Annotated in this window: 15 protein-coding genes; 13 read left to right on the top strand and 2 right to left on the bottom strand. The window is 37.4% G+C overall.

All coding sequences use genetic code 11. From position 1 onward, the window contains the following. Nucleotides 1-30: 30 nt before the first annotated feature. On the top strand, nucleotides 31-387 hold the full coding sequence (locus D8M03_RS06910; protein ID WP_121214050.1) for a c-type cytochrome: 357 nt from the start codon (nucleotides 31-33) through the stop codon (nucleotides 385-387). Nucleotides 388-528: 141 nt separating this feature from the next. Here D8M03_RS06910 and D8M03_RS06905 read toward each other — a convergent pair whose 3' ends face one another. After that, nucleotides 529-2,049, bottom strand: coding sequence for a hypothetical protein (locus D8M03_RS06905; RefSeq protein ID WP_121214049.1), 1,521 nt, complete (start codon nucleotides 2,047-2,049; stop codon nucleotides 529-531). A 2-nt stretch (nucleotides 2,050-2,051) separates the two neighbouring features. Beyond that, a complete protein-coding gene (locus tag D8M03_RS06900) occupies nucleotides 2,052-2,690 on the bottom strand; it encodes a hypothetical protein (RefSeq protein WP_121214048.1) in 639 nt (212 codons plus the stop codon). 378 nt (nucleotides 2,691-3,068) lie between these two features. Between D8M03_RS06900 and rpiB the strand changes: the two genes are divergently transcribed. The 12 genes from rpiB to atpG all read left to right on the top strand — a co-directional run bounded on the left by rpiB (nucleotide 3,069) and on the right by atpG (nucleotide 13,206). Then, nucleotides 3,069-3,506, top strand: coding sequence for a ribose 5-phosphate isomerase B (gene rpiB, locus D8M03_RS06895; RefSeq protein ID WP_121214047.1), 438 nt, complete (start codon nucleotides 3,069-3,071; stop codon nucleotides 3,504-3,506). Between the two features lie 9 nt (nucleotides 3,507-3,515). Then, nucleotides 3,516-4,070, top strand: coding sequence for a TIGR01440 family protein (locus D8M03_RS06890; protein ID WP_121214046.1), 555 nt, complete (start codon nucleotides 3,516-3,518; stop codon nucleotides 4,068-4,070). A gap of 91 nt (nucleotides 4,071-4,161) precedes the next feature. After that, nucleotides 4,162-5,424, top strand: a complete 1,263-nt coding sequence (gene glyA / locus D8M03_RS06885) for a serine hydroxymethyltransferase (protein WP_121214045.1) — start codon at nucleotides 4,162-4,164, stop codon at nucleotides 5,422-5,424. A gap of 225 nt (nucleotides 5,425-5,649) precedes the next feature. Continuing rightward, on the top strand, nucleotides 5,650-6,279 hold the full coding sequence (gene upp / locus D8M03_RS06880) for a uracil phosphoribosyltransferase (RefSeq protein ID WP_121214044.1): 630 nt from the start codon (nucleotides 5,650-5,652) through the stop codon (nucleotides 6,277-6,279). A gap of 165 nt (nucleotides 6,280-6,444) precedes the next feature. Further along, nucleotides 6,445-7,566 carry a non-hydrolyzing UDP-N-acetylglucosamine 2-epimerase gene (gene wecB / locus D8M03_RS06875; protein WP_121214043.1) on the top strand — a complete coding sequence of 374 codons (1,122 nt, stop codon included), beginning with the start codon at nucleotides 6,445-6,447 and terminating at the stop codon, nucleotides 7,564-7,566. 513 nt (nucleotides 7,567-8,079) lie between these two features. After that, complete coding sequence (locus D8M03_RS06870; RefSeq protein WP_121214042.1) at nucleotides 8,080-8,466, top strand: ATP synthase subunit I; 387 nt, start codon at nucleotides 8,080-8,082, stop codon at nucleotides 8,464-8,466. 13 nt (nucleotides 8,467-8,479) lie between these two features. Further along, nucleotides 8,480-9,205, top strand: coding sequence for a F0F1 ATP synthase subunit A (atpB, locus tag D8M03_RS06865; RefSeq protein ID WP_121214041.1), 726 nt, complete (start codon nucleotides 8,480-8,482; stop codon nucleotides 9,203-9,205). Between the two features lie 72 nt (nucleotides 9,206-9,277). After that, on the top strand, nucleotides 9,278-9,502 hold the full coding sequence (atpE, locus tag D8M03_RS06860; protein ID WP_097071686.1) for a F0F1 ATP synthase subunit C: 225 nt from the start codon (nucleotides 9,278-9,280) through the stop codon (nucleotides 9,500-9,502). A 195-nt stretch (nucleotides 9,503-9,697) separates the two neighbouring features. Further along, entirely contained in the window at nucleotides 9,698-10,216 is a 519-nt protein-coding gene (gene atpF, locus D8M03_RS06855) for a F0F1 ATP synthase subunit B (RefSeq protein ID WP_121214040.1), read from the top strand. Then, entirely contained in the window at nucleotides 10,213-10,743 is a 531-nt protein-coding gene (locus D8M03_RS06850) for a F0F1 ATP synthase subunit delta (protein ID WP_121214039.1), read from the top strand. Before atpF ends, D8M03_RS06850 begins: the two co-directional genes overlap by 4 nt. A gap of 28 nt (nucleotides 10,744-10,771) precedes the next feature. Then, nucleotides 10,772-12,280, top strand: coding sequence for a F0F1 ATP synthase subunit alpha (gene atpA, locus D8M03_RS06845; RefSeq protein WP_121214038.1), 1,509 nt, complete (start codon nucleotides 10,772-10,774; stop codon nucleotides 12,278-12,280). A 59-nt stretch (nucleotides 12,281-12,339) separates the two neighbouring features. Continuing rightward, nucleotides 12,340-13,206 carry an ATP synthase F1 subunit gamma gene (atpG, locus tag D8M03_RS06840; protein WP_121214037.1) on the top strand — a complete coding sequence of 289 codons (867 nt, stop codon included), beginning with the start codon at nucleotides 12,340-12,342 and terminating at the stop codon, nucleotides 13,204-13,206. Nucleotides 13,207-13,332 lie beyond the last annotated feature (126 nt).

Genomic DNA, 13,332 nt, shown 5'->3' with positions numbered 1-13,332 from the left:
AGCACTATTTTTTTATGGAAGGGGATTGTTATGAAGGGGAATGGATTCATTAAAATTCTACTAATTAGTTGTTTTCTTCTCATTTTAATAGCTGGTTGTAGTGAAGATGAAAAGGAGTCAACAGCAGAAACAAACAGTACACAACAAGAAGAAGGACAAGCTTTGGATGAAGCGTTAGTAGCAGAGGGAGAAAAAATCGCGAAATCTAGCTGTATTGGTTGTCATGGGGTTGATTTATCAGGCGATATTGGACCAAACTTACAAAACATTGCGTTATCAAAAGAGCAAATTGTAGAGGTTTTAATAAAGGGAAGAAAAACAATGCCACCAGGAACAGCAAACGGAAATGAAGAATCAGTTGCGGAATATTTGTTGTCTTTAAAATAACCAACGTTGTAATACATAAGAAAAGACGTAATCACTATAAATGAAGCGCGGCCTACCATTGTAAGCCGCGAATTTTTTTGTAGGAAATCATTGTAGATATGTCCAATAAAAAAGTGGACGCCTTTATGACGTCCACTTTTGCTATTCAGTAATTTCAAACATAGTTCGAATCGCTGGGATTCCTGTTCCAGGATGATCTTCGCGATAAGTCAGCATTGGTCTTAAATAATAAGTTGGTTGTGTTTGTTGACCTTTATAGATAGATGGATAAATATCGATAAATTGATATCCTGGTTCGCCAGTTGCTTTCAATCGTAATTTAATTGTTCCTTGGCTATTAAATCCACAAATATATCCAATATAAGAGTTATTATATAAAACCCCTAATGCATTATCGAATTCTGTCCATCCTGAACCTTTAATTTCAATAACAAACTCAGTTCCTACAGGGCCAGATGAAGGTGTTACCGAAACGATGGAAGGTAAAATTCTTAAATAGGTTTGACCGTAAACTTCATCCCCAACCTTCAAGTCGATTAGATGAGGAAGCCCACCTAAATCATCTGGAATATTAAATTGGTGAGTTGAATTGCCCTCAGCATCGGTTTTTCCTTCGCCAATATCAAATACTTCCTCGCCATAGCCTTCAGCCGTTACGCGAGTTCCAACCATAGTATGCCAATCAAACTTAATCGTTTCATTTTTAGGTAAACCAGAAGCTGTTAACACTACAGGTTCTCCAACTGTTCCTTCCGATTTGTCGATTGAAACGGAAACCCCATCTTTATTCACAGGGTCAGGTAATTTAATTCCGCCATTTGCAGGTTCTGGTGCTTCTTCGACATAAGAAGCGGTTGTAATTGGCTGATCTCCTGTCACTTCAAAATTGAAATAATGTGTATCGATATAATTGATTGCAGAACTACTTCTACTTAAATATGGGAAGCCCATTGCACCACTTTCTACTGTGATGCTGTGTAAACCTTCATTACCAGCCGCGCGTACAACAGCTTTTGCTTTTCCGTTTGTCGTAATCGCTGTAATAATTCCTGAGAAGTTGTTATCGTAGTTTAAATGCCATAAACTACCGAACATTTTCCAGCTTAACCCTTCACCAGTAACAGTAATTTCAGTACCAGGTGGGCCAGATTCAGGACTCATTGTAAAGACCGTTTCTACGAACACATTTGCTTTTCCAACGACTGTATCTTCTTGATAAATTAATAAGTCGTGATCGTCACCAAAGCCATCTGGAATAGTAAAAGTGCCTTCCCATTTTCCTGCACTATCAGCAGAACCTTCTGCAACCGTTTTTTCTACAGGTTCGTAAGTAGTACCGATAAATGAATAATTATCTTCAATTTGATAGGAACCAATCATATCTACCCATACTAATTTTACAGGTAAATCAGGTTTTAACGATTCTGCTGTAACTTTTATTTCATCCCCAATGCGTCCGCTTGCATTATCTAATGTAATTTTTCCTTGGAGATTTATTTCTGTTTCTTTTTCTTCAGGTTTTGTAGTTTCGTTTGCTTCTTTAGATTCAGACGAATTTGTTGCTTCATCTGGTGTTTTTGATTTCTCTTCGTTTGCGGCATCAGTACATCCGCTTGCTAATAATAGTAGTGAGAATAGTGCTACGGTTAGATATTTTTTCATTTCTATGCATCACCTTCTCCGTCTGCTGGTTGCTGTTCAGCGTTCTCTCCTCCGCCTTCAGCTTCTTCTTGAGCTTTTGCTTCAGCAGCAGCCTTGGCTTCTGCAGTTAATTTCTCTTCAGCACCTTTTTCAAGAATCGTTAATTTTGATAAAGAAACATTAAATGGTTCATGGGTATATTCTGTACCATCAACATCAGCAATGATTTTATAATCAAGTGTTCCTGTTGGGAAATCGTCTGGAATTGTCCATAAAACTGTCCAGAGTATTGTACCTTCTTCACCATGAGGTCCCATTTTCATTTCATATTCTTCGCCATTACCTAAAACAACTTTTACCTTAGCGTCTTCAATTGTTTCGTTTGTTTTACTATCGATAACATTTGCGCGGAAGACTATACTATGGCCACGTTCAAATCGACTATCCACAACACAAACTGCATCGGCTTGGAAGTGGGAATTAATCGTATCTCCTTTCACAACAACAGCAGGTGCTTCACTAGCTGCTTTCTCGGTTGTTTCAGTTTCTGCTGTGCTTTGTTCGGAATCTACTACTTGAACGTCCTCTTCTGTACATCCCGCTGCAATCATTGATGCTAGTAAAGCGCTTGCAATTAAACTTCCCTTAGCTTTCCACTTCATAACATTCCCCCTAATTAAATGTAATTTATCCACCATTTTTTCCAAAATAATGAAGTTACTTTCTATTATAATATTGGTGAATTTTTAGTCAATGGACAAAGTTTTGTAATATTCAATGATTAATAGTGAAAAAAATAGAATTTTCACTATTCTTTGACACATCTCCTTGGATAAATTTATTCGGTTTAACAATAAAATTTGAATGATTTATATTGAATTTCGTGTTAATATCAACTTAAAAGTGAACAATTTCATGTATGTAAGCGAAATCATTCGTATTTTCGGAAGAAGTTTATCGTTTTCTATGTAAAATTCATGTTATTCTTCAGCATTTAGTGGTACACTGATGATGAAACAATCGCGTAGGAGGTTACAAAAGTGAAAATCGCAATTTCTTCTGACCACGGTGGGAATAATTTACGTAGAGAAGTTATGTCACTTTTAGATGAACTAAACATTAGCTATGAAGATTTTGGCCCACAAAATTCAGATTCAGTGGACTATCCTGATTTTGCAAAACCGGTTGCGGATGGCGTAGCTAGCGGGAAGTTTGATCGTGGTATTTTAATTTGCGGAACTGGCATTGGGATGTCAATTGCTGCAAACAAAGTAAAAGGAATTCGTTGTGCTTTAGTACATGATGTGTTCAGTGCAAAAGCAACACGTTGTCATAATGATTCAAACATTTTAGCAATGGGTGAACGAGTAATTGGTCCTGGTCTTGCTTGTGAAATTGTAAAAGCTTGGCTTGGTACTGAATTTGAAGGTGGTCGTCACGCTCGACGTATTGAAAAAATTACAGAACTTGAAGGGTAAGTGACATCTATGTCGTTTCAACATCTACAAGATCAATTAGCTCAATTGCTTAATGAAATGGAACAACAAGTCGATTTTCAACCAAAGCAATTATTCGTCATTGGTTGCTCTACATCTGAAGTTGCGGGTTCTAAAATCGGAACTGCAGGAGCAATGGAAGTAGCAGAAGTACTGTATGCAGAATTAAATCGTTTTGCAAAAAAACACGATCTTTATTTAGTTTTCCAAGGCTGCGAACATATTAACCGTGCCTTAACTATGGAATATGAAGCAGCGTTAAAGTATTCATATGAGCCTGTTACAGTAGTTCCGGTAAAACATGCAGGCGGATCTATGTCAGCATACGCTTATACACAAATGGAAAATCCAGTTGTCGTAGAACATGTACGCGCCCATGCAGGTATCGACATAGGACAAACAATGATTGGAATGCATTTAAAAGAAGTGGCTGTACCAATTCGAACATCTATCCGTCAAATTGGGGATGCGATTGTTACGGTGGCAAAAACTCGACCAAAATTAATCGGTGGAGAACGAGCTATTTATATAAAAGTAGAAGAGTAGTACAAGGTGTTTGCAGATAAGTTTGATAAAAATCTAAATTAAGATTTTTTCACTATATAAAATTTACAAGATTCTTAGGGGGATTTGAACAATGGCATACGAAAAACTAGCAGCGCAAGATAAAGCGGTACTAGAAGGAATTTTAGCGGAGAAAAAACGTCAACAATTAAATATTGAGTTAATCGCATCTGAAAATATTGTTTCGGAAGCTGTAATGGAAGCACAAGGTTCTGTATTAACAAATAAATATGCAGAAGGTTACCCTGGTAAACGTTACTATGGTGGTTGCGAACACGTTGACGTAGTAGAAGATATCGCACGCGATCGTGTAAAAGAAATCTTCGGAGCTAAATTTGCAAACGTACAAGCCCATTCAGGTGCACAAGCTAACATGGCTGTATACTTTACACTTTTACAACCAGGCGATACAGTACTTGGTATGAACTTATCACATGGTGGTCACTTAACACACGGTTCACATGTTAACTTCTCTGGTATTCAATACAACTTCGTAGAGTATGGTGTAACAAAAGATACAAATGTAATCGATTATGAAGATGTTCGTGCAAAAGCGTTAGAACATAAACCAAAATTAATCGTTGCTGGTGCATCTGCTTACCCACGTGAAATCGACTTTAAAAAATTCCGTGAAATCGCGGATGAAGTTGGCGCATACTTCATGGTAGACATGGCACACATTGCAGGTCTTGTTGCTGCAGGTGAACACCCATCACCAGTTCCTTATGCAGACTTTACAACTTCAACAACACATAAAACATTACGTGGTCCACGTGGTGGATTAATTTTAACAAACAATGAAGAGTTAGCGAAAAAAATTGACAAAGCTGTGTTCCCTGGAATTCAAGGTGGTCCATTAATGCACGTAATCGCTGCTAAAGCAGTAGCATTCGGTGAAGCATTACAACCAGAATTCAAAGAGTACGCAAAACAAATTAAAGCAAATGCTCGTGCTTTAGCTGAAACATTATTAGCAGAAGGATTAGAGCTTGTATCAGGTGGTACTGACAACCACTTATTACTAGTAAACGTAAAATCTGTAGGTTTAACTGGTAAAGTTGCAGAACATTTACTTGATGAAGTAGCAATCACTGCTAACAAAAACACAATTCCTTACGATGAAGAAAAACCATTTGTAACAAGTGGTATCCGTTTAGGTACTGCTGCAGTTACTTCTCGTGGCTTTAAAGAAGAAGACCTTAAAGAAGTAGGTTTAATCATCGCCAAAGTTCTTAAAAACCCTGAAGATGAAGCAGTTAAAGCTGAAGCACGTGATCGCGTAAAAGCTCTAACTGACAAATACCCAATCTATGAAGATTTAGTAACTAATATCTAATCGATTTTAAATCCTCGCTCATAATAGGGCGAGGATTTTTTATGTGAATTTCAACAGTATCTAGCATGCCGGCACTGTGTAATATCATTCTGAGTTAATGAAGTGTCCATAGTTTTTCTTTTTTCGACATTATGTTTTATGTTTAAACATTTTTTGATATACTATGCTAGATATAAAGTGAATCTTCATTATATAGATGGGGAAAATAGTTAGGAGCGAACAACATTGAGCAAAGTTTATGTATTTGATCACCCACTAATTCAACACAAATTAACGTATATTCGTGATAAAAACACAGGAACGAAAGAATTCCGTGAACTTGTAGACGAAGTAGCAACTTTAATGGCTTTTGAAATTACACGTGATTTACCAGTAGAAGAAATTGAAATCGAAACTCCAGTACAAACGGCAAAGGCTAAAGTTCTATCTGGTAAAAAAATCGCTCTAGTTCCAATTTTACGTGCTGGTATCGGAATGGTAGATGGAGTACTAAAATTAATTCCAGCTGCAAAAGTAGGTCATATCGGTTTATATCGTGACCCAGAAACTTTAAAACCAGTAGAATATTATGTAAAACTTCCTGCTGATGTTGAAGAACGTGAATTCATCGTGGTGGACCCAATGCTTGCAACAGGTGGTTCTGCTGCAGAAGCAATTCATTCATTGAAAAAGCGTGGAGCTAAAAATATTAAATTTATGTGTTTAATTGCAGCTCCAGAAGGTGTACAAGCACTTCAAGAAGAACACCCTGATGTGGATATCTATATTGCAGCGTTAGATGAAAAACTTAACGACCATGGTTACATTGTTCCAGGTCTTGGTGATGCTGGCGACCGTTTATTTGGTACGAAATAATAATTTGTTAAATAATTTGTAGGGAACCACCCATATAAGGCGTGAATCCGCCCATAAAAGGTGGAAAACCGCACATAACCACACCAAAACCGCTCATAAAAAATCAATTTGCGTCCTTCGTCTAGGCGAAGGGCGCTTCACAATTTAAAAGGATGGTGCAAGACATTGACTAAAAAGTGGAAAGTAATGACGATTTTCGGAACAAGACCTGAAGCGATTAAAATGGCACCGCTTGTTCTAGAATTGCAGAAACATCCAGATAAAATCGAATCAATAGTTACCGTTACTGCACAACACCGCCAAATGTTAGATCAGGTACTTGAAACATTTCAAATTCAACCTGATTATGATTTAAATATAATGAAAGAACGTCAAACTTTAATTGATGTTACAACAAATGCACTTAAAGGTTTAGATGAGGTCATGAAAGATGCAAGACCTGATATTGTGTTAGTTCATGGTGATACATCAACAACATTCGTAGGAAGTCTTGCGGCATTCTACAATCAAATCGCAATCGGTCATGTAGAAGCAGGTTTACGTACAGGGAATAAATACTCGCCATATCCGGAAGAAATGAATCGCCAACTAACTGGTGTAATGGCAGATTTACATTTTGCTCCTACAGAAAACTCAAAAGATAACTTGTTAAAAGAAAATAAAAATAGTGAAAATATTATTGTTACGGGAAATACTGCAATTGATGCATTAAAAACGACTGTTAGAGAAAACTACACACATCCTGTACTGGACCTAGTTGGGGATAATCGAATGATTTTACTTACAGCCCATCGAAGAGAAAACCTAGGTGAACCAATGCGTAACATGTTCCGTGCAATTAAACGATTACTTAGCGAACATGACGATGTTCAAGTAGTTTACCCTGTTCATTTAAATCCAGCTGTACGAGAAGTTGCGGATGAAATATTAGGCGACGATTCTCGAATTCATTTAATTGAACCTTTGGAAGTACTAGATTTCCATAATTTTGCTGCCCGTTCGTATATGATTTTAACGGATTCAGGTGGCATCCAAGAAGAAGCGCCATCGTTAGGTAAGCCAGTACTAGTATTGCGAGATACAACGGAACGTCCAGAAGGAATTGCGGCGGGTACTCTTAAATTAGCAGGTACAGAAGAAGAAACAATCTATCAATTAGCAAAAGAATTACTAGAAGATGCTTCAGCATATGAAAAAATGGCTCATGCTTCAAATCCATATGGTGATGGATACGCTTCGGAGCGAATTGTCAAGGCTCTAATTAGCTTTTTAGAAAAAACTTTATAATATTAAGCGATAGTGAGCATAATTTTGTTGAAAAATTAATATTCCATACATTTTTAACAAGATAATTGAACATAACTTACAACATAAATTCAAATTGTTATCATAAATTTGTCGACAATTTGACAAGATTAGAGTTGATGTGAAGTTTTTCACCGGAACCAATTGACATCAAATTACCCCTATTGTATGCTTACAAAGGGTAAGAAAGATAGGGGTTTTGAGTCCGGAAATGGTCCCGAAACGCTTGTTATATCAAGTTTCTACTAGGTTGACAGTTGAAATTAATCAATTGTCAATTTGCAACGTTTTCAAGCGTCTGAATACTTAATGATTGCATTGGAGAAAATGTGGTAATAAGGAAGGGAATTTTCGAAATTTCGACAAATTTCTGATTAAAACAAGATTTTCCAATTCCAATTTTCCACATGCATGTCAATACACTACGCTTGATTTCCTTAAAGTAGAGAGCGATTAAACACATTACTCGAAAAAGATTTGGGAGATAAATTGCCAATGCTAGATTTGCATCACATTTTCGCTATGCAGAAAAAAGCGTTATTTTTTTTGCTTGCTCTTTGTGCATTAGGTTGGGGGTTCACCTCACATCCTACAGTATTTGCTGGTATTGCTGTCGGTGCTTGCTTTGGTACATATAACTTTTGGATTCTTGTTCGAAGAATGGACAAGTTTGATCGTTCCTTAAGTGAAGGGAAAAAAGTAGTATCACTCGGTTCAGCTTTACGCTTTGGATCAGGTGTTGCAGCAGTCGCAATCGCAATTACGTTGCCACAATATTTCCACTTAATTAGCACAGTGATAGGGCTAATGATTCCATACGTGTTCCTGAGTGTAGGGGTATTCGTATATGTAGTAAGAGACAATAAGGTAACTAGAAAGTGAGGTGAATGCAAGAATGAATCATGAATCTCCAGAGTTAACGTTGGACCTAGGTGCCTTTTCACTTACGTTCAACTTATCCACAGTTTTAATGCTAGTTATCACAGCTGTTGTAGTGTTTCTAATCGCATTTATTGCAACTCGTAATTTAAAGCTGAAACCAACTGGCATGCAAAACTTTATGGAATGGGTAATGGACTTTGTAAAAGGGATTATCAAGAGCAACATGGATTGGAAAACTGGTGGTCGCTTCCACATTTTAGGGATCACTCTTATTATGTTCATCGCAGTTGCAAACTTGTTAGGTTTACCATTCTCAGGGATAGTAATTAATGATCAGTTATGGTGGAAATCCCCAACAGCTGACCCAACTGTTACATTAACATTGGCTTCAATGGTAACGGTTTTAGCTACTTGGTATGGTATTAAATTACAAGGTAGCAAACATTATTTCGGTACATTCTTCCAACCTATGTCATTTATGTTCCCATTAAAAATTATCGAGGAGTTTGCTAACACATTAACGTTAGGTCTTCGTCTTTACGGTAACATTTATGCAGGGGAGATTTTACTTGGTTTACTAGCTGGTTTAGCTGGTTCAGGCGTAGTAGGATTCGTAGGTGCTATTATTCCAACAATGGCATGGCAAGGATTCTCAATCTTCATCGGCTTTATCCAAGCCTTCATTTTCACTATGTTAACAATGGTTTACTTATCACATAAAGTGAGTGCAGACCATTAATAAAAGCTTTTAGTGTAAAACATTAGATGCTTAATAAAAAAATATAAACAATTCCAAGGAGGAAATTTTACAATGACAGGTTCATTAGGTTTATTAGCAGCAGCAATCGCAATCGGTTTAGGTGCACTTGGTGCAGGTATCGGTAACGGTCTTATCGTATCACGTACAGTTGAAGGGATCGCTCGTCAACCAGAAGCTCGTGGCGTTCTTCAAACTACAATGTTCATCGGGGTTGCGTTAGTTGAGGCCCTACCTATCATCGCAGTAGTAGTAGCATTCATCGTAATGAACCGATAATTATCGGTTTACAATGTGGCGAAGAGTTTTCCACAAGAAGAACTTCGCCATTCCTTTTGTTATAACTAATGGAAAAATTCTAGTTCTTAATAGTAGTAAATAGAAGTACAACACATAGATGAAAAACCTATTACGATAAGTAATTAGGTTGCTTGTATACATTATCTGAAAGCTCTTGAAGGGAGTGAAACAATCGTGAATTTAGATTATTTAGTACTAGGTTCTGACGGTCACTTTAACGGTGGAGACGTTCTTGCAACTCTAGTTATTTTCCTAATCTTAATGTTCCTTCTTAAGAAATTCGCGTGGGGTCCATTAATGGGCGTTATGCAACAACGTGAAGAATTAGTTAAGAGTGAAATCGATGCAGCTGAAAACGCTCGCAAAGAATCAGCTAAACTATTAGAAGAACAAAAAAGCCTTTTAAAAGATGCTCGTACTGAAGCTCAAACAATCGTGGAAAGTGCGAAAAAACAAGGTGAATTACAACGTGATGAAATCATCACTGCTGCACGTGCAGAAGCAAACCGATTAAAGGAATCTGCTGTACGTGAAATCGAAACTGAAAAAGAAAAAGCAATCGCTGCAGTTCGTGCAGAAGTCGTTTCACTATCAGTTCTTGCTGCATCTAAAGTTCTTGAGAAAGAAATTTCTGAAGAAGATAATAGCGCATTAATTAAAGAAACGATTGCGAAGGCAGGCGAGGCGAAATGAGTCAAGTAGCGAAACGTTATGCGGAGGCATTGTTTCAATTAGCTCAACAAAAACAAGTTGTTGACGAAATCACAACTGATTTAGAAGAGCTTATTAAAGTAATTGAAACAACTCCAGAATTGCTTTCATTACTTTCTTCGCCAAAGTTCTCTATCGAACGTAAAAAACAAATCGTTGCTGAGATCTTTGCAAGTGCAAGTCCAATTGTTGTTAATACGTTACAACTTCTTATTGATAAAAAACGTGTTGACGAAGTAAAAAGTTTAGCAAATGAATATAAATTACTTGCTTCAGGAGCTCTAGGTTCTGCGGAAGCAACTGTTTACTCAACTCGTGAGCTTACAGATTCAGAGAAAAATGAAATTTCTACTGCATTTGCGAAATTAGTTGGTAAAGAAAAATTAATCATTAAAAATGTAATCGAACCATCATTACTTGGTGGTGTTCGTGTTCAAATCGGCAACTACATTTTCGATAACACTGTAGCTAATAAGCTAGAGGGTCTAAAACGTACGTTAGTTGGTTAATTCATAAGAAATGTGAGAGGTGACATTCATGGGCATCAAGGCTGAAGAAATCAGCGTGCTGATCAAAAAGCAGATTGAAAATTACCAATCTGAATTAGAAGTAAGCGAAGTTGGTACGGTAATCACAGTTGGTGACGGTATCGCTCGTGCTCATGGCCTCGACAACGTCATGGCTGGAGAGCTAGTAGAGTTCTCTAACGGTGTTATGGGTATGGCTCAAAACTTAGAAGAAGGTAACGTTGGTATCATTATTCTAGGTAACTACCTTGGCATTAAAGAAGGCGATGAAGTTCGTCGTACAGGTCGTATCATGGAAGTACCAGTTGGTGAAGAACTAATTGGACGCGTTGTTAACCCACTTGGTCAACCAGTGGATGGACAAGGCCCAATCAATACTACAAAATCTCGTCCAATCGAAAGTCCAGCTTTCGGTGTAATGGCTCGTAAATCAGTACATGAACCATTACAAACTGGTATTAAAGCGATTGACGCATTAGTACCAATCGGTCGTGGTCAACGTGAGTTAATTATCGGTGACCGTCAAGTTGGTAAAACTTCGATTGCTATCGATACAATCCTTAACCAAGCAGACCAAGACATGATTTGTATCTATGTTGCAATTGGTCAAAAAGAATCTACAGTTCGTGGTGTAGTTGAAACATTACGTAAACACGGTGCTTTAGATTACTCAATCGTTGTAACTGCATCTGCATCTCAACCAGCTCCATTATTATACCTAGCTCCTTATGCTGGTGTATCTATGGCTGAAGAGTTCATGTTACAAGGTAAACACGTATTAATCGTATATGATGATTTATCAAAACAAGCAGCTGCTTACCGTGAGCTTTCATTATTATTACGTCGTCCTCCAGGTCGTGAAGCTTACCCTGGTGACGTATTCTACTTACACAGTCGTTTATTAGAACGTGCTGCAAAGTTAAACGAAACTTACAAAAACGGTTCTATTACAGCTCTTCCATTCGTTGAGACTCAAGCTGGGGATATCTCTGCATACATCCCAACAAACGTAATCTCAATCACTGATGGACAAATTTTCTTACAAGCTAACTTATTCCACTCAGGTGTACGTCCAGCGATTAACGCCGGTCTTTCTGTATCACGTGTAGGTGGTTCTGCTCAAATTAAAGCGATGAAAAAAGTTGCTGGTACATTACGTCTTGACTTAGCAGCATTCCGTGAACTTGAATCATTCGCTCAATTTGGTTCAGATTTAGATAAAGCGACTCTTGCTAAACTTGAACGTGGTAAACGTACGGTTGAAGTATTAAAACAAGACCTTAACAAACCAATTAAAGTTGAAAAGCAAGTAACAATTCTTTATGCTCTAACTCGTGGTTTCTTAGATGATATTCCAGTACAAGACATCGTTCGTTATGAAAATGAATTCTTAAGCTGGTTAGATGTAAACCACACTAAAGTTTTAGATCATATCCGTACAACAAAAGACTTACCAGCTGATGCAGACATGGCTGCAGCTATTAACGATTTCAAAAAAGTTTTCGTTAAATCAGAATAAGTAATTTTGTTGTAAAACGTGTGATATTTGATTAAAAACTTAAAGGTGGTGAAATACCAGTGGCAAGCTTACGCGAAATAAAAAGCCGTATTAACTCTACGAAGAAAACAAGTCAAATGACAAAAGCCATGCAAATGGTTTCTGCTTCTAAAAGTAAACGTGCTGAACAAAATGCAAAAGGATATGTTCCTTACATGGAAAAAGTACAAGACGTGGTTGCAGCAATCGCGGGTGGTACTAGTGATGCATCACATCCAATGTTAATTTCACGTCCAGTAAAGAAAACAGCTTATCTTGTTATCGGTTCTGACCGTGGATTAGCAGGTGCATATAACTCAAGCATTTTACGTCAATTATCACGTACACTTAAAGAACGCCATAGATCAAATGATGAGTTTGTAATTTTGGCAATTGGACGTGTTCCTCGTGACTACTTCGTAAAACGTGGTTACAACGTAGTTGAAAGTATCGTTGGTTTACCAGACCAACCTACATTCTCGGACGTAAAACAAATCGCTCGTAAAGCTGTTGGTATGTTCGCTGATGGTACGTATGATGAACTTTATATGTACTATAACCACTTTGTCAGTGTTATTTCACAAGAAGTTACTGAGAAAAAGGTATTACCAATTACTGATCTAGCTCCAAAAGCAAATGAAGGTTTATCTGCTTCTTATGAATTCGAACCATCTGGTGAAGCAATTCTAGAAGTATTACTACCACAATATGCTGAAAGTTTAATTTATGGTGCTTTATTAGATGGTAAAGCCAGTGAACATGCTGCTCGTATGACAGCGATGAAAACAGCAACTGATAACGCTAATGAACTTATTAGAGACTTATCACTTGTATATAACCGTGCGCGTCAAGCGGCGATTACACAAGAAATTACAGAAATTATTGGTGGGGCAGCAGCTTTAGAATAGTTGCGCTCCCCAACTCGGATAAATTGACGGATATGGCAAAGAGCTTCCTTTTTAGATTCACTAAAGTGGGTGCACACATTTTAGTCATTCATAAAAAAGAAGTATCTTGCCTATGAAGTTTTTTAG

This window comes from Ureibacillus endophyticus (assembly GCF_003628435.1).
GTDB classification, from domain to species: domain Bacteria; phylum Bacillota; class Bacilli; order Bacillales_A; family Planococcaceae; genus Ureibacillus; species Ureibacillus endophyticus.
This window is presented reverse-complemented; position numbering and strand designations above follow the sequence as displayed.

Excerpts from the sequence above, each read along its gene's own strand:
- atpB (WP_121214041.1), top strand. The coding sequence starts at position 8,480 with ATGAATCATGAATCTCCAGAGTTAACGTTGGACCTAGGTGCCTTTTCA.
- D8M03_RS06900 (WP_121214048.1), bottom strand. The coding sequence starts at position 2,690 with ATGAAGTGGAAAGCTAAGGGAAGTTTAATTGCAAGCGCTTTACTAGCA.
- glyA (WP_121214045.1), top strand. The coding sequence starts at position 4,162 with ATGGCATACGAAAAACTAGCAGCGCAAGATAAAGCGGTACTAGAAGGA.
- atpA (WP_121214038.1), top strand. The coding sequence starts at position 10,772 with ATGGGCATCAAGGCTGAAGAAATCAGCGTGCTGATCAAAAAGCAGATT.
- D8M03_RS06910 (WP_121214050.1), top strand. The coding sequence starts at position 31 with ATGAAGGGGAATGGATTCATTAAAATTCTACTAATTAGTTGTTTTCTT.
- D8M03_RS06905 (WP_121214049.1), bottom strand. The coding sequence starts at position 2,049 with ATGAAAAAATATCTAACCGTAGCACTATTCTCACTACTATTATTAGCA.
- atpE (WP_097071686.1), top strand. The coding sequence starts at position 9,278 with ATGACAGGTTCATTAGGTTTATTAGCAGCAGCAATCGCAATCGGTTTA.
- D8M03_RS06850 (WP_121214039.1), top strand. The coding sequence starts at position 10,213 with ATGAGTCAAGTAGCGAAACGTTATGCGGAGGCATTGTTTCAATTAGCT.
- D8M03_RS06870 (WP_121214042.1), top strand. The coding sequence starts at position 8,080 with ATGCTAGATTTGCATCACATTTTCGCTATGCAGAAAAAAGCGTTATTT.
- D8M03_RS06890 (WP_121214046.1), top strand. The coding sequence starts at position 3,516 with ATGTCGTTTCAACATCTACAAGATCAATTAGCTCAATTGCTTAATGAA.